The 22,545-nt window shown below is 69.5% G+C and carries 21 protein-coding genes; 14 read left to right on the top strand and 7 right to left on the bottom strand.

Annotated features, from left to right (window positions below; all coding sequences use genetic code 11):
- Window positions 1-26 precede the first annotated feature (26 nt).
- Window positions 27-788, bottom strand: a complete 762-nt coding sequence (locus WAF18_RS10360) for a ThuA domain-containing protein (RefSeq protein WP_337245015.1) — start codon at window positions 786-788, stop codon at window positions 27-29.
- Window positions 789-893: 105 nt separating this feature from the next.
- Between WAF18_RS10360 and hutU the strand changes: the two genes are divergently transcribed.
- The 8 genes from hutU to WAF18_RS10320 all read left to right on the top strand — a co-directional run bounded on the left by hutU (window position 894) and on the right by WAF18_RS10320 (window position 9,304).
- The gene (gene hutU / locus WAF18_RS10355) at window positions 894-2,567 is read left to right on the top strand and encodes a urocanate hydratase (protein ID WP_337245014.1); all 1,674 of its coding nucleotides are present in this window, start codon (window positions 894-896) and stop codon (window positions 2,565-2,567) included.
- Window positions 2,568-2,701: 134 nt separating this feature from the next.
- On the top strand, window positions 2,702-4,414 hold the full coding sequence (locus WAF18_RS10350; protein WP_337245013.1) for a leucine-rich repeat domain-containing protein: 1,713 nt from the start codon (window positions 2,702-2,704) through the stop codon (window positions 4,412-4,414).
- A gap of 127 nt (window positions 4,415-4,541) precedes the next feature.
- Window positions 4,542-5,006 carry a peptide-methionine (R)-S-oxide reductase MsrB gene (gene msrB / locus WAF18_RS10345; RefSeq protein WP_337245012.1) on the top strand — a complete coding sequence of 155 codons (465 nt, stop codon included), beginning with the start codon at window positions 4,542-4,544 and terminating at the stop codon, window positions 5,004-5,006.
- 137 nt (window positions 5,007-5,143) lie between these two features.
- Window positions 5,144-6,517 (top strand): MFS transporter, encoded by a 1,374-nt coding sequence (locus WAF18_RS10340; protein WP_337245011.1) that lies wholly within the window; start codon window positions 5,144-5,146, stop codon window positions 6,515-6,517.
- Window positions 6,518-6,642: 125 nt separating this feature from the next.
- On the top strand, window positions 6,643-7,011 hold the full coding sequence (locus tag WAF18_RS10335; RefSeq protein WP_337245010.1) for a hypothetical protein: 369 nt from the start codon (window positions 6,643-6,645) through the stop codon (window positions 7,009-7,011).
- A gap of 349 nt (window positions 7,012-7,360) precedes the next feature.
- Entirely contained in the window at window positions 7,361-7,876 is a 516-nt protein-coding gene (locus tag WAF18_RS10330) for an MgtC/SapB family protein (RefSeq protein ID WP_183426191.1), read from the top strand.
- A gap of 91 nt (window positions 7,877-7,967) precedes the next feature.
- Complete coding sequence (locus WAF18_RS10325) at window positions 7,968-8,783, top strand: hypothetical protein (RefSeq protein ID WP_337245009.1); 816 nt, start codon at window positions 7,968-7,970, stop codon at window positions 8,781-8,783.
- A 284-nt stretch (window positions 8,784-9,067) separates the two neighbouring features.
- Complete coding sequence (locus WAF18_RS10320; RefSeq protein WP_241945614.1) at window positions 9,068-9,304, top strand: hypothetical protein; 237 nt, start codon at window positions 9,068-9,070, stop codon at window positions 9,302-9,304.
- Window positions 9,305-9,357: 53 nt separating this feature from the next.
- On the opposite strand, the gene WAF18_RS10315 is transcribed toward WAF18_RS10320, so the two are convergent.
- The 4 genes from WAF18_RS10315 to WAF18_RS10300 all read right to left on the bottom strand — a co-directional run bounded on the left by WAF18_RS10315 (window position 9,358) and on the right by WAF18_RS10300 (window position 11,135).
- Window positions 9,358-9,621, bottom strand: a complete 264-nt coding sequence (locus WAF18_RS10315; RefSeq protein ID WP_337245008.1) for a hypothetical protein — start codon at window positions 9,619-9,621, stop codon at window positions 9,358-9,360.
- A 167-nt stretch (window positions 9,622-9,788) separates the two neighbouring features.
- Window positions 9,789-10,037, bottom strand: coding sequence for a hypothetical protein (locus tag WAF18_RS10310; RefSeq protein WP_337245007.1), 249 nt, complete (start codon window positions 10,035-10,037; stop codon window positions 9,789-9,791).
- Window positions 10,038-10,135: 98 nt separating this feature from the next.
- A complete protein-coding gene (locus tag WAF18_RS10305) occupies window positions 10,136-10,525 on the bottom strand; it encodes an MAPEG family protein (RefSeq protein WP_337245006.1) in 390 nt (129 codons plus the stop codon).
- Between the two features lie 70 nt (window positions 10,526-10,595).
- Window positions 10,596-11,135: a type 1 glutamine amidotransferase domain-containing protein gene (locus WAF18_RS10300; RefSeq protein ID WP_337245005.1), complete on the bottom strand. Its 540-nt coding sequence runs from the start codon at window positions 11,133-11,135 to the stop codon at window positions 10,596-10,598.
- Between the two features lie 176 nt (window positions 11,136-11,311).
- Here WAF18_RS10300 and WAF18_RS10295 point away from each other — a divergent pair, with 176 nt between their 5' ends.
- From WAF18_RS10295 to WAF18_RS10270, 6 genes are all read left to right on the top strand, one after another.
- On the top strand, window positions 11,312-13,699 hold the full coding sequence (locus WAF18_RS10295) for a DEAD/DEAH box helicase (protein WP_337245023.1): 2,388 nt from the start codon (window positions 11,312-11,314) through the stop codon (window positions 13,697-13,699).
- Between the two features lie 10 nt (window positions 13,700-13,709).
- Window positions 13,710-14,582: a ribonuclease H-like domain-containing protein gene (locus WAF18_RS10290; RefSeq protein ID WP_337245004.1), complete on the top strand. Its 873-nt coding sequence runs from the start codon at window positions 13,710-13,712 to the stop codon at window positions 14,580-14,582.
- Window positions 14,583-14,924: 342 nt separating this feature from the next.
- Window positions 14,925-16,286, top strand: coding sequence for an amino acid permease (locus WAF18_RS10285; protein WP_337245003.1), 1,362 nt, complete (start codon window positions 14,925-14,927; stop codon window positions 16,284-16,286).
- Window positions 16,283-16,966 (top strand): class I SAM-dependent methyltransferase, encoded by a 684-nt coding sequence (locus WAF18_RS10280; RefSeq protein WP_337245002.1) that lies wholly within the window; start codon window positions 16,283-16,285, stop codon window positions 16,964-16,966. Before WAF18_RS10285 ends, WAF18_RS10280 begins: the two co-directional genes overlap by 4 nt.
- Window positions 16,967-17,028: 62 nt before the next feature.
- Window positions 17,029-18,024, top strand: coding sequence for an alpha/beta hydrolase (locus tag WAF18_RS10275; protein ID WP_337245001.1), 996 nt, complete (start codon window positions 17,029-17,031; stop codon window positions 18,022-18,024).
- 116 nt (window positions 18,025-18,140) lie between these two features.
- The gene (locus tag WAF18_RS10270) at window positions 18,141-19,442 is read left to right on the top strand and encodes a hypothetical protein (protein WP_337245000.1); all 1,302 of its coding nucleotides are present in this window, start codon (window positions 18,141-18,143) and stop codon (window positions 19,440-19,442) included.
- A gap of 30 nt (window positions 19,443-19,472) precedes the next feature.
- Here WAF18_RS10270 and WAF18_RS10265 read toward each other — a convergent pair whose 3' ends face one another.
- Window positions 19,473-21,311, bottom strand: coding sequence for an ABC transporter ATP-binding protein (locus WAF18_RS10265; protein ID WP_337244999.1), 1,839 nt, complete (start codon window positions 21,309-21,311; stop codon window positions 19,473-19,475).
- 138 nt (window positions 21,312-21,449) lie between these two features.
- A complete protein-coding gene (locus WAF18_RS10260) occupies window positions 21,450-22,475 on the bottom strand; it encodes a zinc-binding alcohol dehydrogenase family protein (protein WP_337244998.1) in 1,026 nt (341 codons plus the stop codon).
- Between the last annotated feature and the right edge of the window lie 70 nt (window positions 22,476-22,545).

Genomic DNA, 22,545 nt, shown 5'->3' with positions numbered 1-22,545 from the left:
ATGTCCGGGCGTTTTCGTGTCCGGGCTCAGCAGTCGTCGGACTGGCCGGTCGTCCAGCGCAGTCCTTGCAGCAGATGCGCGCGGAACACCGGGTCGGCGTACAGCGCCGGGTCGTGGCCCAGGCCGGTGTACCAGGCGCGGCCGCCGGCGCGCGTGTGGCACCACGCGATGGGGTGGTCGTCGCCCATACCGCCGGTGGCATGCGAGTGCGGATCGACCGACGCGATCACCCGCACGTCCGCACGCGGGTTGCGCCGGTAGTCGTAGATCTCGTCGACGACCCGCCAGTCGCGTCGGCCCAGCGGCGCCGCGTCCTGTTCGAACACCACGCGCACCGCCTGCAGTCCCTCGGGGTGACGTGCGAACCAGGCGCCGACCAGCGCGCCGTACCACGGCCAGGTGTAGCCGCTGTCGGCGGCGGCGTGGATGCCCAGGTAGCCGCCGCCGTGGCCGACATAGCGTTCGAAGGCCGCCTGCTGCTCAGTGTCGAGCACCTCGCGCGTGGTGTGCGCGAACACGACCGCGCGGTAGCCGGCCAGCGTCGCGTCGTCGAAATGCGTGGGGTCCTCGCTCGCCTCGATCTCGACGCCGGCCTGCGCGCCGAGCGCGCGCAGGGTCGCGATCGTCGTGGAGATCGCGTCGTGGCGGTAGCCCGCAGTGCGGGTGAACACCAGCACGCGCGGGACACTCGTATCGGCGGCAGACGTCACGGGGGCAGGCACGGGCGACGCACCGGCGGTGGTGGAGGCAGCGAGCATGGCGGCAATGGCGAGCGAGATGGGACGCATGCGCGCGAGCATAGCGGCCGCCGGCCGCGGCGTTCACGCCGCAGCGCGTCAGGCCGTCCGGTGTGCCGGTGCGATAATCGGGCCATCGCCCTATCGAGTGCCGCCATGACCGACGCCTCGCGCCACGACCCGTCCCGCATGATCCGCGCGCCCCGCGGCAGCACCCTGACCTGCCGCTCGTGGTTGACCGAAGCGCCGTTCCGCATGCTGCAGAACAACCTCGATCCCGAGGTCGCCGAACGCCCGGAGGATCTCGTGGTCTACGGCGGCATCGGCCGCGCCGCGCGCGACTGGGCCTGCTACGACGCCATCCTCGAGACGCTCAAGACGCTCGAGGACGACCAGACCCTGCTGGTGCAGTCGGGCAAGCCGGTCGGGGTGTTCCGCACGCATGCCGACGCGCCGCGGGTGCTGATCGCCAATTCCAATCTGGTGCCGCACTGGGCGACGTGGGAACACTTCCACGAACTCGACCGCAAGGGCCTGGCGATGTACGGCCAGATGACCGCCGGCAGCTGGATCTATATCGGCAGTCAGGGCATCGTGCAGGGCACGTACGAGACCTTCGTCGAGATGGGCCGTCAGCACTACGGCGGCGACCTGACCGGAAAGTGGATCCTGACCGCGGGCCTGGGCGGCATGGGGGGCGCGCAGCCGCTGGCCGCGAGCCTGGCCGGTGCGTGTTCGCTGACGGTCGAATGCCAGCAGAGCCGGATCGATTTCCGGCTCAAGACCCGTTACGTCGACGAGCAGGCCACCGACTTGAACGACGCGCTGGCGCGCATCGCGCGTTACACCCAGGCAGGCGAGGCGAAATCGATCGCGTTGCTCGGCAATGCGGCCGAGGTCCTGCCCGAACTGGTGCGGCGCGGCGTGCGTCCGGACTGCGTGACCGACCAGACCAGCGCGCACGACCCGGTGCACGGCTATCTGCCGATCGGCTGGACGGTCGAGCGCTGGCTGGCTGAGCAGTCCGCCCATCCCGACACGGTGCGCGACGCGGCCAAGGCCTCCATGCGCGTCCATGTCGAGGCGATGCTGGCCTTCCACGCGCAGGGCATCCCGACCGTCGACTACGGCAACAACATCCGCCAGATGGCCAAGGACGAGGGGTTGGACAACGCCTTCGATTTCCCCGGCTTCGTGCCTGCCTACGTGCGTCCGCTGTTCTGCCGCGGCATCGGCCCGTTCCGCTGGGTCGCACTGAGCGGCGACCCCGAGGACATCGCCAGGACCGACGCCAAGGTCAAGGCGCTGATCCCCGACGACCCGCACCTGCATCGTTGGCTCGACATGGCCGCCGAGCGCATCGCCTTCCAGGGCCTGCCGGCGCGGATCTGCTGGGTCGGGCTGGGCCTGCGCCACAAGCTGGGCCTGGCGTTCAACGAGATGGTGCGCAATGGCGAACTCAAGGCGCCGATTGTGATCGGCCGCGATCATCTCGATTCGGGCTCGGTCGCCTCCCCGAACCGCGAGACCGAGGCGATGCGCGACGGCAGCGATGCGGTCAGCGACTGGCCGCTGCTCAATGCGATGCTCAACGTCGCCGGCGGGGCGACCTGGGTGTCGCTGCATCACGGCGGCGGTGTCGGTATGGGCTACTCGCAGCATTCGGGTGTGGTGATCGTCTGCGACGGCAGCGAGGCCGCCGACCGGCGCATCGAACGCGTGCTGTGGAACGACCCGGCGACCGGCGTGATGCGGCATGCGGATGCCGGTTACGCCATCGCCGCCGAGTGCGCGAAGGCGCAGGGCCTCGATCTGCCGATGCTCGCCTGACTGTGTCACGCTGACGCGAATCGCGCGGCGAAGACCTTGGCCGCGCAGGAGATGGGGCGTGCGCCGGGCGCATCGTGCGTGCGGCGGGTCTGACACCAGGTCAGAAGCAAGATCCGACAATGGGGAGCGCGGCAATGAAGCGAATCGAGTGTCTGGCCGCATGCGCGGCGTGGCTCGTGGGCGTGGTGCCGGTGGCCCTGGCGGCGCCGGCCGAACGCGGGACGTTCGTGCAGGTCTGCAACGCCGCCAGCCCCTACACCCACCTGCGCGACGGGCCGAGCGCGCGCCAGTATCCGGCGACGGCGCGAATGCCCAACGGGCAGCGCCTGCGCATCGAGGACACCATCACCACGCCGGAGGGGTATGGCTACCATCGCGTGAGCCTGCTGGACGCGCGCGGCGGCACGTTGCGCAGCGGTTATGTGCACGACCAGACGGTGCGTGCGCGATGTGACCTGCCGGCAGCGCCGGATGCGGCGCTCGCGCGGCTCGCGGCCGCTCTGGCAGCCGACAATCCCGGCATCGCCGCCGCCGACATCATGGCGGTCAATGCCGGCTTCGACGGCAAGACGCTCGATCTGATGCAATTGCCGCAGTTGCACGATCTGTCCGCGCTGGCGGCCTTGGACGGACTCGAGTCGATCGACCTCAGCCGGTCCGGCGTGGTCGATGTCGCGCCGCTGGCGGGCCTGCGCGCGCTCAAGACCCTCAGTCTGTACGAGACCGCGGTGCACGACATCGCGCCGCTCTCGGCGCTGCGCACCCTGGAAACACTCAACCTCCATGGCACGCGGATCGGCGACCTTGACGCGCTGTCGGGCCTGCCCGCGCTGCGCACGCTGTATCTGACGAGCAGTCTGGTGCGCGACATTTCCGCGCTCGCCACGTTGCCGGATCTGCGCGTGCTGACGCTGTCGGAGACCGAAGTCCAGGATCTCTCACCGATTGCCGCGCTCGGCGAATTGCGCCTGCTCAACCTCGCCAGCGCAGGCGTGCGCGACATCGGGTTCCTGCGCGACAAGCCCGCGCTCAGGACGCTGGATCTGGGGAACAACGCGATCGACGACCTGTCGCCGATCGCCGGCCTGCCCGCGCTCGAAAGCGCGTTGCTCAACAATAATCCGTTCACCGATATCGCGCCCTTGGCGAAGCTCACGATGCTCAAGACCTTGTCGCTGGCCAACAGCCAGGTCGTGGACTATCGGCCGCTGGCCGGGTTGACCGGGCTGACCGAGCTCGGACTTGCCGGCAGCACGATCGCCGACCTGGCGCCGCTGGCCGGCATGCGGCAGCTCGAAACACTGGCGCTGGGTTCGACCCGGGTCGAGCGCATCGATGTGGTCGCCGGGATGCCCGCCCTGCGCCTGTTGCATCTGCACGATACCCGGGTCGCCGCGCTCGCGCCGGTTGCGGGCCTGCGCCGGCTCGAGCGGCTGTCGCTGGTCAACGCACCGGTGCAGGACATCTCGGCGCTGGCCGGCCATACCCACCTCATCGACCTGGGCCTGCGCGGGACGTCGGTAACCGATTTTTCGGTCATCGCGGCGTTGACTGCGCTCCAGACGCTGGACCTGGCGAACACCTCGTTCGACGACATGACCGTGCTGGTCTCGTTGCGGCTGCTCGAAACGCTTGATCTGTCGCGCACGCCTGTCGACGACGTTTCGGTGCTCGCCAGGCTGCCCAGGCTGCGCTGGCTGACGATGGAGGAGACGCAGGTGCGCGATGTGTCGCCGCTGCGCGCTATGCACGGGCTGCGCACGCTGCGGCTGGCGAAGTCGCCGGTCGAGGATGTCGGGGTGCTCAAACCGCTGGTGGACGCAGGGCTCGACTTGCGGACGGAGTAGTCCGCCGCACGCGTCGCGTGGGCCTGCGTGGGCCGCCGAGCGGCGGGACGCGGCGCATTGGCCAGGGCTTGCAATGCGGTCTGTGCATCGCCAGCTTGTGGAAGGTCGATCGCCACCGGAGCATGCCGTGTCCTCGTTTGATCTGCGTCCGCCCAGCGCCGCCGAGCGCACCGCCCTGGAAGCGGGCCTGTCCGCCGACGAGCGTCGCGTGCTGCTGCACCACGGCACCGAAGCGCCGTTCTGCGGCGTGTTTCTCGACAACAAGCGCGAAGGCACCTATTGCTGCCGGCTGTGCGGCCTGCCGCTGTTCCGCTCCAGCGCCAAGTTCGACTCCGGCACCGGCTGGCCCAGCTTTTTCGCGCCGATCGACGAAGCGCATATCGGCCGCATCCGCGACACCAGCCACGGCATGATCCGCGTCGAGGAGGTCTGCGCGCGCTGCGGCAGCCACCTGGGGCACGTGTTCCCCGACGGGCCGCCGCCGACCTATGAGCGGCATTGCCTCAACTCGGTGTCGCTGTCGTTCGTGGCGACCGGCGAACCACTGCCCGACCCGCTGGCGCGCGGTGGTGCGGAGGCGGGGCCGGCCTGATCGCGCACGAGTAGGCGAGGGTGGCTGCGGCCAGGCCACGCCTGTTTGCGCGGCCTACGGACGCGCCGCAATCACCGACGTGGTCTTCCGCCCCGGGTCCCTATACTCGCCCGCCCTCGACCGGCGAGCCTCTCCCCATGCGTGTGTCCAGCGATTCCGCGTCTTCCGCCGCGCCCAGCGCGACCCAGCCCGTCAGCCTGCGCCGGTCGGTGTCGAACACGCTCAAGGGCTCGGCCGGCAATCTTGTCGAATGGTTCGACGTCTACGTCTACTCGGTGTTCGCGGCGTACTTCGAGTCGCAGTTCTTCTCGCCCGAGGACAAGAACGCCACGCTCTACGTCTGGGGCATCTTCGCGATGACCTTCCTGATGCGCCCGATCGGCGCCTGGTACTTCGGCCGCTTCGCCGACCGCTACGGCCGGCGCCTGGCGCTGACGGTCTCGGTGTCGATGATGGCGGGCTGTTCGTTCGTCATCGCGATCACCCCGACCGTCGCCACGATCGGCATCGCCGCGCCGATCATCCTGCTGCTTGCGCGTCTGGTGCAGGGCTTCGCGACAGGGGGCGAGTACGGCGCCAGCGCGACCTACATGTCCGAAGCCGCGATTCCCGGCCGCCGCGGCTTCCTGTCCTCATTCCATTACGTGACCCTGGTCGGCGGCCATGTGCTGGCGCAAGCCACGTTGCTGGCGATGCTGCTGTCGCTCGACACCACGCAGATTTCCGAGTGGGGCTGGCGCCTGGCTTTTGCGCTGGGCGGCGTCGCGGCGATCGTGGTGTTCTGGCTGCGGCGCACGATGGACGAGTCGCTGGAGACCGAATCGATCGAGGCCGCCAAGACCGGCGGCGCACGCGCCTCGGGGTCGCTGCGCGAACTGTTCGTCAACCAGTGGCGTCCACTGCTGCTGTGCTTCTTGATCACCGCCGGCGGCACGATCGCGTTCTACACGTATTCGGTCAACGGTCCGAAGATGATCCAGACCGCGTTTGCCGGTGGCGATGCGATCACCGGCACTTGGATCAATTTGGCGTTGCTGGCCTTCCTGATGGTGCTGCAGCCGGTCGGCGGCTGGTTGTCGGACATCATCGGCCGCAAGTCGCTGCTGGTGTTCTTCGGCATCGGCGGCGTGCTGTACACCGGCTACATGGTGACCGCGCTGCCGCAGCAGACCAGCGCACTGTCGGCATTCCTGATCCTGGGCGTGGGCTTTGTGATCCTGACCGGCTATACGTCGATCAACGCGGTGGTGAAGGCCGAACTGTTCCCCACCCACGTGCGCGCGCTGGGCGTCGGCCTGGGTTACGCGCTGGCCAACTCGGCCTTCGGCGGAACCGCCCCGGTGCTCTACCAGGCTGCGCTCAAGTCTGACCAGGTCACCGCGTTCGTGATCTATGCGACGACGGTGATCGCCGTGTCGCTGGTGGTCTACGTGTTCTTTCTCAGGAACAAGGGCGCGAACTGGCTCGACGACGCGCACGCGATGCGCGACCGCGGGCAGGGCGGGCGCTGAGGCGACGGCGTGCCCCCACCCCAGCCCTCCCCCGCAGGCGGGGGAGGGAGTTGACGCCGATCTGCTGCCGGATTCACATCGACGGTTCTAGACTCGGCCTTCCTTCGTCTGGCGAGAGCCCACCCATGTTCAAGCGCATCGTTCCCGTCCTGCTTATCGCCCTGCTGGCTGCCTGCAGCGCGCCGGCCGAGCGCGACACCGTCCAGCCCAAGGCCGGTCCCGCGGTGGCGTCGGTGACCAACGAGACAGACTGTCTGCAACGTGGCGGCGAGTGGAAGCAACTGGGGCGGGCGCCGGTGCCGCAGTGCCTGCTGCAGACCGTGGACGCTGGCAAGGCTTGTACCGACAGCCAGCAGTGCCAGGGCCAGTGCCTGGCGCCGGAAGGCACCGTCGACAGCGCGCGCGTGCAGGGCCAGTGCAGCGTCGATACCAATCCGTTCGGCTGCCAGCAGCGGGTGCGTGACGGCGTGGCGTGGACGATCTGCGTCGACTGATCCGGCGCGGTGCTCTGTGACCAACGGGGACGGCGCACGCCGTCCCCGTTTGCATGCCAGGCCCCGAGCCCGGCGAGGACGGCAGACGGTCGATCCGCAAGTTCGGTCGGCCATTCGCTGCCTGCATGTCGCGCCGCCTGGCATGGAATGATCGGCGCCCACAGGACCCTTCGAGACGTGCGCGTCCGCCTCAGCCGCATGGCGTGCGTCGGGGGCAAGGCGCAGCACGCGCCATCACCGCGGCCAGACCCGCCGCGCGCTAGCGTCCTGCGCACATCCCATCACGGAGTGCCCCGATGCCGACCGCGACCTGCGTCGTTCGTCCTGCCGCCGCTGGAGGCCATGTGCGATGAGCGTGCTCGATCAAGTGCTCGATGCCGTGGCGCGCGAACTGGCGCTGCCTGATCCCGACACCTTGACCACCATCGTGGTGCGCGTACTGGTGGCTGCGCTGCTGGGTGGCATGGTCGGCTGGGAGCGCGAACACAAGGGCCGCGCCGCGGGCTTGAAGACGCACATCCTGGTCTCGATCGGCTCGGCGCTGTTCGTCCTCGCGCCGTTGCTGTCGGATATCGACGGCGCCGAGGTGACCCGTGTGATGCAGGGCATCGTCTCGGGCATCGGCTTCCTTGGCGCGGGCGCGATCCTCAAGCTGGACAAGGGCGAGCGGATCGAGGGCCTGACGACGGCGGCCGGGGTGTGGATGACCGCGGCGATCGGCATGGCGGCTGGCATGGGCCAGGAGATGGTGGCGCTGGCGACCACGCTCGTCGCGTTGCTGGTGGTCGGCGCGCTGCCGCGATTGCAGCGCCCGCGTGCTGGTGCGGGCCGACGCAATGTCGATATGGCAGGGCGCGACAGCTGAACGCAACGGGCGCGCATTCCCGATTTCGCCACGGCGGCTTCATCGCCCGACCCGCACGGTGTTTGCTCATTCCAGCAACGGAGCCAAGCGCATGACCAAGCACGACGATATCCGCGATTGCGGACGTGATCTCAACCGCGACCCGATCACCAAGACGCCCGGCGCCCATCCGGTCGGCGTCGGTGTGGGCGGCACCGCGGGCGGCATGGCGGCCGGCGCGGCTGCCGGAACCGTATTCGGGCCGGTCGGCACGTTGATCGGTGCTGCGGTCGGCGTGGTCGCCGGGGCGGCGATCGGCAAGGGCGTGGCCGAGCGGATCGATCCGACCGGCGAAGTGGAGTACTGGCGGCAGGCGCATCGCGACCGCCCTTACATCAAGCCGGAGCATGACTACGACCGCGATTACGCGCCCGCCTACGGCTTCGGCCTGCAGGCCCGCGAGGCGGACCGGACCCGCGGCTGGGACGAATCGGAGGCGCAGCTGCGCCGAGATTGGGAGTCGGCCAAGGCCGAGTCGAAGCTGGCGTGGGAAGACGCGCAGCCGGCGGTCCGCGATGCCTGGGAGCGGACGGATCGGACCTACGTTCTGTACCAGCGCAGCGACGACTATTACGCGAAGGCATTCGAGAACGCGCCGTATCGCAACGCCGACGACCGCTACGAGGATTACCAGCCGGCATACCGCTATGGCGCCTATGCGCGTTCGCGGCACGCCGATCGCGGCTGGGACGAGACGCTTGCAGGCGAACTGGAACGCGACTGGGCGACACGTCGCGGCACGTCGCGCCTGGAATGGGACCGCGCCAAGGCCGCGGTGGAGGACGCCTACGTGTCGCATGACCGCTACACCAGCGGCGAGTACACCGGCAGCGGCCGCGACGACAACGACCGCTTCCGGGTCCGCTGACGTCCCAGCTCCACAAGCACCAGCAGTTCCGCAGACACCAAGCAACGGGCGCATTCTTGGCCGAATGCGTCCGTTGCTTGTTGCAGAATCCGAGTCCGGGTCAGGGTGTCGGCTTGGGGGATGTCACACGATGCCAGCGTCGCACCGCCCGCAGGTGCGCGTCGCGGGCAGGTGGCCTGCCTTAATGACCGCAGTGACCTCCCGTGGTCGGAAACGCGTATTCACATCGCGCCGCGCGCGCCTCGTGGACCATCGCCTCATTCCAACGTGCAGGAGATGGCTTCATGAGTGGACAGGGTTCGGCCGGCAATGTCATCGCCGCCATCTGCAGTTTCATCGTGCCCGGCCTCGGGCAACTGGTTCAGGGTCGGCTGCTGTCGGCGGTGCTGTGGTTTCTGGCCGGCTGCATCGCATTCGCGATCACCTGGCTGCTGACGGTCTCGCTGCTGCCCTTCGGCTGGTTCATCGTCAGCGTGTTCTCGTGCATCAACGCGGCCTTGTACCGCCGTCCTGGGGTCTGACCACGCGCCATGCGCTGTGCCCGGGCCGAGGACGGCACCGGGCACACATGCATTCACTTCGGCTCGCCGTTCTCCACACCGGTATCGCTGCGCACGTCGTCGGCGAACGAATGCCCGTTCGCGTCACGGTCGCCGATCTGGTCGTCGAGTTCGGGGTCGAGCAGATCGGCCTGGTCGTCGAGTCCAATGTTGTCGATCGCCGACTGCGAACGCGGGTCCTTCAGTGCCGGCCCGCGCGTGGGCGGCAGATCCTCGCGGTCGCGCAGCGACGATTCTTCGCTGGGCGCACTGGGGCGGGTAGGGTTGGCCTTGCTCATGAGGGTCTCCGGTCTACGGTGGAGACACTATCGACGTGACCACGTCATGCGAGCGGCAAGAGGGTGTGTGCGCCACGTGGTGACAAGTCGGTAGTGACCGGTCATGCTGGCATCATGCGTGATGGCGTACCGCGACGCCTTGTCGTCGAGGCGATGCCGCGCAGGCGTCAGACCGCGCGGCTGACTTGGTCGGTTGCGGATGTACGACGGCGTTCGCGACGCGGGCGCGTCTCGTGCGCATGCCAGGCCGCCTGGACTTCGGCGCGGACGTCGTGCCAGGCACGCAGGCGGCCATCGAACTCCCAGACCCGCCGCAGCACCGGCTCGATCTCTTCCCAGGGACGCTCGGGGTATGACGCGCGTCCATTGCGACCCAGCGAAAGCACGAGCATGTGATCGGATTCGGAACGGGCCATCTGCGTGTTGCCAGGAACTGGGGAGCGCGCAGGCTACGGCGCAGATCGTCTGTTTTCCGTGAATCCAATGTTGGATTTCGATGACAGCGCGGACGCGTTCAGAACAGCCCCGCGAGCACCATCACCAGCCCCACGATCGCGACCGTCCAGATGGCGCTGCGCAGATAAGGAATGCCGATGCCATAAACAGGCAGATAGGCCACACGTGCCCACAGGTAGAGCTGAGCGCCCAGTGCGGTGGTGGCGTCGGCGCGACCGACCAGCACCACCGCCAGCACCGCGGCGGCGAAGAACGGAAAGGTCTCGAGAAAGTTGCGGCTCGCGGCCGACAGCCGCTGCGCGGCGCCTGTCAGCGGCGGCACTGCGCCATCGCGGTTGCTTGCGTTCCAGGCCAGGCCGCGTTGCGCAGTCGAAAATCCGGCCGCGATCAGTACGTGAACCAGGCCGAGGACGATCGACCCGGCCAGCATCTGCAGTTCGATCGTCATCGGCGTGGTCTCCAGCTTAGTGTTCAGAGCCGGGCGATCAGAGCCCGGCATTCAGGCATGGCCTCGAGGATCAGCCTGCGACGGCCTTGACGATCGCGGCGTTGAACGCCGGGATGTCGTCGGGCTTGCGGCTGGTGATCAGGTTGCCATCGACGATGACCTCCGCGTCCTGCCAGTCCGCGCCGGCGTTGACCAGGTCGGTCTTGATCGACGCCCACGAGGTGACCTTGCGGCCCTTCGCCAGACCGCTCTCGACCAGCAGCCAGGGACCGTGGCAGATCGCGGCGACCGGCTTGCCGCTCTGGCCAAAATTGCGCACGAACGCGACCGCATCGGCGTCCTTGCGCAGGTTGTCGGGATTGATCTGCCCGCCGGGCAGCACCAGCGCGTCGTAGCGGCCAGGATCGGCCTTGGAGAGCGACACGTCGACATCGACGCTGCGGCCCCAGTCCCTCTGGTCCCATCCCTTGATCGATTTGGCATCACCGGGCGATACGACGTCGACGCGGGCGCCGGCCTCGCGTAAGGCCTGCAGGGGTTTTTCCAGCTCCGACTGCTCGAAGCCGTCAGTGGCGAGAATGGCGATCGTCTTTCCGTCGAGGGTCTGCATCGGTGTCTCCAAACGGGGGATAAGGAGCGCCCGATGCTAGGGCGTGAACGGTCCTGCGCCCGTGAACGAAGGCGCCTGCGGCGCAGTCTCGCGTCGTGAGACGACGCGCGGGCACGCTCGCGCCCCGCCTGCCGCCCGGAGCGTGCTGTCTGAACGCGATCCTCAAACCCGACTCGCTGCCTGCGACCCCGGCCGACACTGCGCCCGGCACGGCGCTTGCGACCAAGTTGTCGGCCAAGTATCCCGGGCGTATCACCGGCAGCCTGTTACTGCCCGGCCAGCCGGGCCGCTACGCGCCGATGCCCGCCGACGTGCCCGAGGCGCTGGCGCGCGCGCTGCGCAGCCGCGGCATCGACCGGCTCTACAGCCATCAAGCCCAGGCCTGGGCCGCGACCCAGGCCGGCCGCCATGTCGTCGTCGCCACGCCGACCGCGTCGGGCAAGTCGCTGTGCTACACGCTGCCGGTGCTGTCGGCGGCGATCACCGCGCGCAGCAAGGCGCTGTATCTGTTCCCGACCAAGGCGCTGGCGCAGGATCAGGTCGCCGACCTGCTGGAACTCAATGCCGCCGGCGAACTCGGCCTGCGCGCGGCGACCTTCGACGGCGACACGCCGGGCGATGCGCGCCAGGCGATCCGGGTCAGCGGCGACATCGTCGTCAGCAATCCCGACATGCTGCACCAGGCGATCCTGCCGCATCACACCAAGTGGGCGCAGTTCTTCGAGAACCTGCGCTACGTGGTGATCGACGAGATCCATACCTACCGCGGCGTGTTCGGTTCGCACGTGGCCAATGTGATCCGCCGGCTCAAGCGGGTGTGCGCGTTCTACGGCGTGACCCCGCAGTTCATCCTGTGCTCGGCGACGATCGGCAATGCCCGCGAGCACGGACGCGCGCTGGTCGAGGTCGACGACGCGCAGCTCGAGGCGATCGACGACGGCGGCGCGCCGCGCGGCGACAAGCACGTGCTGCTGTGGAACCCGCCGGTGGTGAACCCGGACCTGGGCCTGCGTGCGTCGGCGCGCTCGCAGTCCAACCGCATCGCGCGGCTGGCGATCCGCTCCGGCCTCAAGACGCTGGTGTTCTGCCAGACCCGGCTGATGGTCGAGGTGCTGACCAAATACCTCAAGGAGGTCTTCGACCACGACCCGCGCAAGCCGCGCCGCATCCGCGCCTACCGCGGCGGCTACCTGCCGACCGAACGCCGGGCGGCCGAGCGCGAGATGCGCGCGGGCAGCATCGACGGCATCGTCAGCACGTCGGCGCTGGAACTTGGGGTCGACATCGGCAGCCTCGACGTGGTCGTGCTCAACGGCTATCCGGGCAGCATCTCGGCGACCTGGCAGCGCTTCGGTCGCGCCGGGCGCCGGCAGCAGCCCTCGGTCGGCGTGCTGGTCGCCAGCTCCGAGCCGATGGACCAGTACGTGGTGCGGCACCCCGAGTTCTTCGCGCAGGCCAATCCCGAGCACGCGCGCATCGAGCCCGACCAGCCGCTGATCCTGCTCGATCACATCCGCTGCGCCGCGTTCGAGCTGCCGTTCGTCGACGGCGACATGTTCGGCCCCATCGCGCCGCTGCCGTGGCTGGAGGTGCTGGCCGAGTCGGGCGTTCTGCACCACGAGGGCGACCGCTGGGAATGGATTGCCGACAGCTATCCGGCGCAGGCGGTGAACCTGCGCTCGGTCGCCGACGGCAACTTCGTGGTCGTCGACCGGACCGACGGCCGGCAGACGATCATCGCCGAGGTCGATTACTCGGCGGCTGCACTCACGCTCTACGAGGGCGCGATCCACATGATCCAGTCCGAGCCGTTCCAGGTCGAACGCCTGGACTGGGAAGGCCGCAAGGCCTATGTGCAGCGCACCCATGTCGATTACTACACCGACGCGATCGACTACACCAAGCTCAAGGTGCTCGATGACGCCGAGCAGGCCGATGCCGGGCAGGGCAGCGCACATCTGGGCGAGGTGCATGTGGTGCGCCGGGTGTCGGGTTACAAGAAGATCCGCTTCCACACCCACGAGAACATCGGCTACGGGCCGGTCAATCTGCCCGACCAGGAGCTGCACACCAGCGCGGTGTGGTGGCAGCTGCCGCAGCGCGCGCTCGATGCCGCGTTCGACGCGCGCCACGAGGCGCTCGACGGCTTCCTCGGCGCTTCGTACGCGCTGCATCTGGTGGCCCAGGTCGCGGTGATGGCCGAGAGCCGCGATCTGCAGAAAGCCGTGGGCAGCGGCGATGGCACGTGGTTCGCGACCGCCGACCAGCGCGGGCGCGGGCAATTGCGCGACGGCGAGGGCGCGGCGCTCGACATCGCCCACATCGGCCGCTTCGCGCCGACGCTTTACCTCTACGACAACTACCCCGGCGGCGTCGGCCTGTCTTCGCCGTTGTTCGAGCGCCGCGACGAGTTGCTCGCGCAGGCCGCGGCGCTGATCGGCGGCTGCGGCTGTCGCGCCGGCTGCCCGGCCTGCGTGGGGCCGATCCTCGCGTCCGAGGAGGACGCCGAGCGCACGCCGCGGCAACTGGCCGCGCGTGTGCTCGACCTGCTGGTGGCCGCATGAGCGCGCACCCATGAGCGCGCTGGCCAAGCGGCTGGGATTGCTGCGCAGCCAGGCCGGCACGGTGCTTCCGAGCGTCGCGCCGGCCCGGCCGATGGCGCCCGCGCTGCCGCCGCGCGCGCAGTGGCCACGCGCCGATGCGCAGCGTTCGCCGGATCTCGTGGCCGAGCAACTGCGCAAGCTGATGAAGCTGCGCACCCCGGCGATGGCGCCGCGCCCAGCCGCACCGGTCGATCGCACGCTGCCGGGCGAGGAGATCGCACCGGGCCTGCGCTATCTCGAGCAGGTCGCGGCCTGGCCGCACGACGATGCCGAACTGGCGCTGCATGACATCCGCCATGACACCGCGCAGCGCGGCGACCTGCTGGCGTTCGACACCGAGACTACCGGCCTGGCCGGCGGCACCGGCACGCGTGCCTTCATGATTGGCGCGGCGGACTTCGTCGACGGCCGGCTGCGCATCCGTCAGCTGTGTATCACCACGCTCGGCGCCGAGCGCGAGATGCTGAAGGTCTTCGCCAGTTGGCTGCGACGTGAGACCGTGCTGGTGAGCTACAACGGTCGCTGCTACGACCGTCCGCTGCTGACCACGCGCTACCGCCTGGCGCGGATGCGCGATCCATTGATCGACCTGCGTCACGTCGACCTGCTGCATCCGGTGCGGCGGCGCTATCGCGGCGTCTGGGCCAACTGCCGGCTGGCGACCGTCGAGCGCGAACTGCTCGGCGTGCTGCGCGAGGACGACCTGCCGGGCAGCGAGGCGCCGGCGGCATGGCTGAGCTATCTGCGCGGCGGCAGCGCCGACAAGTTGCGCCGTGTCGGCCTGCATAACGCGCAGGATCTGCGCAGTCTGTTCGGCGTGCTCGAGGCGATGCGCGACCGCTGACGCCACGCCTGCCGTCGGCGGCTCGCCCCCACTCCGGTCCTCCCCCGCAAGCGGGGGAGGGAGACACGCGCAAACCGACTTGGAGGCGGTCCTCAGTCCGTCGCCCCAGTGCGCGTCGCCGCCCCAGTGCGCGCCGCTGCCACAGCGCGCGGCGGCGCTACCGCGGGCGGCCACTTGTGCGTGGGATCGCGCGTCGCGCCTTGGTGTGCACGCGTCCGCAGAAGCGTGCGGTGCTGCGGCCGCGTTCACATGCCTGCCATCGCCGCAGTGGTTGAATCCAATCGCCCAGCAGTTCCGCGCCGTCGGTTCGCCGTCGGTGACCTGCCGTCACTCTGGACCCTCATGGACGCAAGCGAACGCCGGCCCGCGATGGCCGACCCTGCGCCCCCGCGTGCCACCTTGCGTGCGCGCGATGCGTTCGCGATCACGATCGGCATCGTCGTCGGCGCCGGCATCTTCCGCACGCCCTCGCTGGTGGCCGGCGCCTCCAGTAGCGAAGTGATGCTGCTGCTCGCCTGGGTCGCCGGCGGTGCGCTGTCGATCGTCGGTGCACTTTGCTACGCCGAACTGGCCACGACCTACCCGCAGGCGGGCGGCGACTACGCCTACCTGCGCCGCGCCTTTGGGCCGCGCATGGCCTTCCTGTTCGCTTGGGCGCGGATGGCGGTGATCCAGACCGGATCGATCGCGTTGCTGTGCTTCATCGTCGGCGACTACCTGGCGCAGCTGTTCGATCTGGGCGCCGGCGCATCGGCGCTGGTGGCGGCTGCGGCGGTGATCGCGCTGTCGGCGATCAACTGGGTCGGTACGCGGCAGAGCGCGGTGGTGCAGACGTGGCTGACGATCACCGAGATCGCCGGGGTGCTGCTGATCGTCGTCGCGGGATTAGCGTTCGCGCCGACCGACATCGCGCCGGTACCCGGCAGCGGCGGCGACAGCGCAATCGGGCTGGTCCTGGTGTTCGTACTGCTGACCTACGGCGGCTGGAACGAGGCGGTCTACATCACCGCCGAAGTCCGCGATGCGCGCCGCTGGATGCCGCGCGTGTTGTTGCTCAGCCTGATCGCGATCGCCGCGCTGTACGTGCTGGTCAACCTGGCCTACCTGCGCGTACTCGGCCTGGGCGGCATGGCGGAGCACAACGCCGTCGCGGCCGAGGTGATGGGCCGGGTGTTCGGGCCGAGCGGTGCGGCCTTGATGAGTGCGATCGTGGTCGCCGCGGCACTGACCTCGGCCAACGCGACGCTGATCACCGGCGCGCGTAGCGTGTATGCGGTCGGGCGCGATTTTCCGGCACTGGGCGTCATCGGCCGCTGGGATGCGCGCAGCGGCGCGCCGCGTGCGGCGATCCTGGTCCAGGGCGTGCTGGCACTGGCCCTGGTGGTGCTGGGCGCCTTTGCGCGCGATGGCTTCGAGGTCGCGGTGGAATACACCGCGCCGGTGTTCTGGCTGTTCTTTCTGCTGGTGGGCATTGCGCTGTTCGTGTTGCGCCGGCGCGACCCCGACCGCCCGCGCCCGTTCCGGGTGCCGCTGTATCCCGCGCTGCCGTTGCTGTTCTGCGCGACCAGCGCCTACCTGCTGTACGCGAGCCTGGCCTACACCGGCCGCGGCGCGCTGGTCGGCGTGGTCGTGCTCGCCATCGGCGGGCTGCTGTTGCTTAGGCTTCGACCGTCGTCCATCCGCCCCGAGGAGACCTCGCCATGATCCGATCGATCCCGTCCAGTCCCGCGCGCGCACTCTGTGTGCTGGTGCCCGCCTTGATGACGGCCTGTGCGCAGGCACCACAGCCGCCGCAGACCACGGCCGATGCGGACCTCCCCGCAGCAGCGAGTGCAGGCAGCGCGCCGACCGCGGTGCCGACGGTCACCGCACAGATCGGCCCGGACTCGCCGTTTGCCGAAGGCGCGCCGCCGCCGTCGCGCGAGCCCGACGTGATCTACGTGCCGACGCCAGAGCCGGTGGTCGATGCGATGCTCAACCTGGCCAAGGTCGGCGAGGGTGACGTGCTCTACGACCTGGGCTCGGGCGATGGCCGCATCCCGATCGCGGCGGCGCAACGCTTCGGCGTGCGCGCAGTCGGCATCGACATCAACCCAGTGCGCGTGCGCGAGGCGAACGCCAATGCCGAGGCGGCCGGCGTCACCAACCTGGTCACGTTCAAGGAGGCCGATCTGTTCCAGGAGGACATCAGCGAGGCCAGCGTGGTCACGCTGTATCTGCTGCAGAGCCTCAATGTGAAACTGCGCCCCAAGCTGCTCGCCGAGCTCAAGCCCGGCACGCGGATCGTCAGCCACGCCTTTGACATGGCCGACCAGTGGACGCCCGAGGTCACGCAGGAGGTCGACGGCACGCGCATCTACCTGTGGACGGTGCCCGCGCATTGAGCCGGTCGCACTGCCGGCAGCCGATGGCATCATCGTCGACGCACGCCCGTACGAGGTTTTCCATGCCGCGCCCGTGTTCGCTCGTCCTGTTGCTCGCCGCATTGTCGGCCGGGTCGGCCTATGCATCGTCCGACGGCGGCGAGTTGCAGGGCTTGGAGTCCAAGTTTCCACGCCAGGCGCAGGCGCTGACCTCCCAGGGCCAGGCGCTGTCGATGGCCTACTTGGACGTGCGGCCGGCGGGCTCGGGCAACGGGCGCACGGCCGTGCTGCTGCACGGCAAGAACTTCTGCGCCGCGACCTGGGAAGACACGATCGCGGTGCTGGTCGCCGACGGCTGGCGAGTCGTCGCGCCCGACCAGATCGGGTTCTGCGCATCGAGCAAGCCGCGCGGCTACCAGTTCTCGTTCGCCCAGCTTGCCGCCAACATCCACGGGCTGCTGCAGGCATTGGGCGTCGAGCGCCCGGTGCTGATCGGCCATTCCATGGGCGGCATGCTGGCGACCCGCTACGCGCTGCAGTATCCCGATGCAGTCGCGCAGCTGGTGCTGGTCAATCCGATCGGGCTCGAGGACTGGCAGGCCGAGGGTGTGCCGTACGCGACTGTCGATCAGTTGATGGAAGGCGAGCGCAGGACGACCGCCGAAAGCATCCGCGCCTATCAGCGCAAGTTCTATTACGACGGCCACTGGGACCCGCGCTATGACCGCTGGGTCGAGATGCTGGCCGGCCTGTACGCCGGCCCCGACGGCGAGATCGTGGCCTGGAACCAGGCCCAGACCTCGGAGATGCTGTTCACGCAGCCGGTGGTGCACGAGTTCGCGAAGCTGCGCGTACCGACGCTGCTGATGATCGGCGGCAAGGACCGCACCGCGCCGGGCGCCCAACGTGCGCCGCCGCCCATCGCCGCGCGGCTGGGCGACTACCCGGCGCTCGGTCGGCGCGCGGTCCGGGTTATTCCCGATGCCGAACTGGTCGAGTTTCCGGCGCTGGGGCATTCGCCGCAGGTCGAGGCGCCCGAGCAGTTCCACGCGGCGCTGCTGCCGCGGCTGGCCCGCTGAGCGTGCCCTGGGCGCCGGCGCTCCGGTTGCATTCACATCGCATTCGGACGGTCGTCGGCCAAGTCCCTACACTGGACGGATCATTTCGCGCCCCCTAGCCGGAGTCCATTGCGTCCATGTCGTCCTGGCGTTCGTGCCTGCCGTTGATCCTGTGCCTGGCCGTGGTCGGCTGCCAGCGCGCGCCTGCGCCCGTCGACCAGGCGGTGGAGACCGTCGAGGTGTCCAGTCCGGAGGAGGGCGGGGCGGTCAGTACCGCGCCGCTCGCGACCGAGGACCTGCCCGAGGTGGCGCCGCTGCCTGCCGAAACCGCCAATCCGGCCGAGGTCGACTGGTCGCCGATGACGCTCGAAGGCGCGACCGCGTCGCTGAGCTGCGAACTGGACTATGCCAATGCCGGCGACGGCGATGTGCTCAAGGCGTTCGACCGCGCAGCGCTGCGCGAGGCGATGGCGCCGTGCGCCGAGCGCGGGGTGTTCCGGCTGCGCTTCAAGGGCCGCGTGACCCAGGACTTCACCCGGCTGATGCAGCGCCTGGCCGCGGTCGCCGACGAGTTGAAGATCGACAAGCGGGTGCTCGATCTGGATTCGAGCGGCGGCATGGTCGAGGAAGCGATCCGCGCCGGCGACGTGATCGCCGAGTCGCGCTGGACGATCTGGGTGCGCGAAGGCGCGGCCTGCCACAGTTCCTGCGTCTTCCTGCTCGCCGGCGGCGACACCCGGCTGATCGGCGGGCGGGTCGGCATCCACCGGATCATCCGCATGAGCTCGAGCGCGTCGACGCGGGCCGAACTCAACCGTGAGCTGCGGGCGGTCTACGGCCGGGTGCGCGATTACCTCGAGCGCAACGGCGCCGCCGTCGCGGTCGCCGATCTGATGATGGCCGTGCCCAACCGCAGCCTGCGCATCCTCACTCCCGAAGAGCTCAAGCTCTATGGCCTGGACGGGGTGAATCCGGCGCAGGACGACCTCGACCGGCTGCGGCTGATGCGCAAGTGCGGCCAGGACTTCGTTGCGCGCCGCGACTCCTACATCCGCGCCTTCGACGCGACCTGCAATGCACCCGACCGCGACGTCGAGGCGATGACCGCCTGCGGCCTGGAACTGCGCGGGCGCTTCGGCTTCCCAGACGCACAGTGCCCGTCGGAGAGCCCGCTGTCGGAATTCGACCTGGTCGGGGAGATGACCGCGGCCGCTGGCATCGCCAGCCGGCTGCGCATTCTTGGCGTGCCCACCGGGACGGCCCGCCGCGCCGCCGAGCAGGCCCCCGCCGCGCCGGCGCCGCGCGATACGCGCACGCCGACCGCCCAGGGCGGCGACACGCCCGCCCGGCCGTCCGAGGCCTCGGCCGACGATAGCGAGGCGGCCGCGCCGACCGACGGCGATGATCGCACCGAGAGCCCAGCGCCGACGCCGGGTTGAGCGACGGGCGCGGCCCGTCGCGTCGTGAGGTCAGGGCGCGTCGTCCTGCAGGAAACCGCCCGATTGCCGCCGCCATAGCTGCGCGTAGATGCCGTCGGCCGCGATCAGCGCCTCGTGCGTGCCTTGTTCGACGATCCGGCCGCGCTCCATGACGATCAGCCGGTCCATTGCCGCGATCGTCGACAGCCGGTGCGCGATCGCGATCACCGTCTTGCCTTCCATCAGCCGGTACAGGTTCTCCTGGATCGCCGCCTCGGCCTCGGAGTCAAGCGCCGAGGTGGCCTCGTCGAGGACCAGGATCGGGGCATTCTTGAGCAGCACTCGCGCGATCGCGATGCGCTGGCGCTGGCCGCCCGACAGCTTGACGCCGCGTTCGCCGACCTGGGCGTCGTAACCGGTGCGGCCCTTGGCATCGCTGAGGCCGAGGATGAACTCGTGCGCCTCGGCGCGCCGCGCGGCCTCGATCATCTCCGCTTCGCTCGCGTCCGGGCGGCCGTAGAGGATGTTCTCGCGTACCGAGCGGTGCAGCAGCGAGGTGTCCTGGGTCACCATGCCGATCTGCGCGCGCAACGAGTCCTGGGTGACGGTGGCGATGTCGACGCCGTCGATGCGGATCGTCCCGGCCTCACGGTCATAGAAGCGCAGCAGCAGGTTGACCAGGGTCGACTTGCCCGCGCCCGAGCGTCCGACCAGGCCGATCTTCTCGCCGGGTCGCACATGCAAATCCAGGCCTTCGATGACGCTGCGTTCGGCCTGGCCGTAGTGGAAATCGACGCCTTCGAAGCGGATGTCGCCGCGCACCGGCGGCAGCACCTGCGCGGCGGGGACATCGTCCACGGTGGGCGCCAGCGAGATCGAGTTGATGCCGTCGCGCACCGTGCCGATGTTCTCGAACAGTGCCGAGAGCTCCCACATGATCCATTGCGACATGCCCAGCATGCGCAGCGCCAGCGCGATCGCCACCGCGATCGCGCCGGTGCTGATCGCCCCGCCATGCCACAGCCACAGGCCGAGCCCGCCGACCGAGGCGACCAGCAACATGTTGAGCACGTAGTTGCAGACGTTGATGATCGTCACCAGGCGCATCTGCCGATGCACGGTGTCGAGGAAGCCGTCCATCGCCTCATAGGCATAGGACTGCTCGCGCGAGGAATGCGAGAACAGCTTGACTGTGGCGATGTTGGTGTAGCTGTCGACGATGCGGCCGGTCATCACCGCGCGGGCGTCGGCCTGCTTCTCGGAGATCTTGCTCAGCCGCGGCACGAAGACGCGCATCAGTGCCGCGTAGCAGAGCACCCAACCCAGGAACGGCAGCATCATCCGCCAGTCGGCCGAGGCCGCGACCACCAGCGCGCCGGTCAGGTAGACCAGCACGTAGTTGCCGACGTCCAGCAGCTTGATGACCGTCTCGCGCACCGCCAGCGAGGTCTGCATCAGCTTGGTCGCGATGCGGCCGGCGAACTCTTCCTGGAAGTAAGTCATCGACTGCCGCAGCAGGTAGCGATGCACGTTCCAGCGGATCCGCATCGGGAAGTTGCCCAGCAGCGTCTGGTGGATGATCAACGAGCTGAACAAGGTCATCACCGGCAGACCGATGAGCACCAGCACGGCCATCGCCGCAAGGCGACCGCCCTCGGCGTCGAGGAACGAGGCGGGCGTGTGCGCCGCCAGGCGATCGACCAGCGAGCCGACGTAGGCGTAGAGCACGACCTCGGCGATGGCGATGGCCGCGGTGAACAGCGCCATCAGCAGCAGCCAGCGGCCGCTGCCGCGCACGTAGTGCATGCAGAACGCGAACAGCGTCCGCGGCGGCTGTTCGGGCGGGGCGGACGGGAATGGGGCGATGCGGTTTTCGAACCAGCGGAGCATGGGCGATCCAGTGCGGCACGCGAGCGCGCGCGGGGCGTCGTCGGGGGAGAGGGGCATTGTCGGCGATGCGCCTGCGGCTGTCGCGGCGTGGGAGCCCGCTTGCGTTCAGCCGACGTGCGTGGCGGCCCGGGCGCGCCGCTACGGAATGTCGAGCACGACACGGCCCAGGTGATGGGCGGTGAGCGCGCGCTCGGCATCGGCGATCCGCGATAGCGGCAGGCGGGTCCCGACATGCAGGTGGAAAGGCCCGCGCTCGATCGCGCGGCAGGCGGCCTGCACCGAGGTCGCGCCGGCATGCGCGCCGAAGCCGGTCGCGGCGATGTCCGCGCGCACCGGCGGCGGCGTCACACCATGCGGCCATGCGATCCGGCCCCCGGGTTGCAGGGCATCGACCACGCGTTGGGCGAGCACGGCGTCGCTCGCGGTCAGCAGGGCTGCGGTCGGGCGTTCGGGGGCGAAGATGCGCAGCGCGGCGGTGAGGTCGTGGCGCCGGCCATCGATCGCCATGTCCGCGCCGAGCCGCTCGGCCAGCGCGATGCCATCGGCACCCGAGACGACCGCCAGCACACGCGCGCCACGCTGACGGGCGAACTGCAGCGCCATGTGCCCGATGCCGCCGCTGGCGCCGAGCAGCACCAAGGTATCGCCGGCGCCCAGCCCCAGTACCTGGGCGACGGCGTGCATCGCCAGGCCGCCATCGACCGGTAGGGCGGCGGCATGCGGCAGCGGCAGGCGCGCGGGAATGCGCCAGACACGATCGGCATCGACGAGTGCGAATTGCGCGTGGAACCCGTGGCGTGGGGCGCCCGGCAGCGCCAGGCCGCAGACCCGATCGCCCTCGCGCAGCCGTTGCACGCCCGCGCCGACCTCGACCACCGTCCCGGCGCCTTCCGCGCCGCCGATCCAAGGGCCGGGGGTTCGCGACGCGGTGCCGGGCAGGCGGCCGTCGCGCTCGAGAATGTCCCAGTGACCGAAGCCGGCCGACAGCACGCGGATCAGCACCTGGTCGGGGCCGGGCAGCGGAATCGGCGTTTCCACGTCGATCCACGCGCCCGGTGCGACCGGTGCGCAGGCGACCGCCTGCATCGTCTCCGGCTCGGCGTCGGCATGCGACCAGGCGCAGGACGCCTGGATCGAGGGCGAGGCGAGAGTTTCGAGTGTCATACGGGCTCCTGTCGGATTGCGGGGGCAATGCCGGGCAGGGTAAAACCTCAACAAATGTTGAGGTCAAGAG

This window comes from Luteimonas sp. gir, assembly GCF_037198055.1.
GTDB lineage: Bacteria > Pseudomonadota > Gammaproteobacteria > Xanthomonadales > Xanthomonadaceae > Luteimonas > Luteimonas citri_A.
Note: the sequence above shows the minus strand (reverse complement) of the source record. Positions and strands in the feature narration are given on the sequence as shown.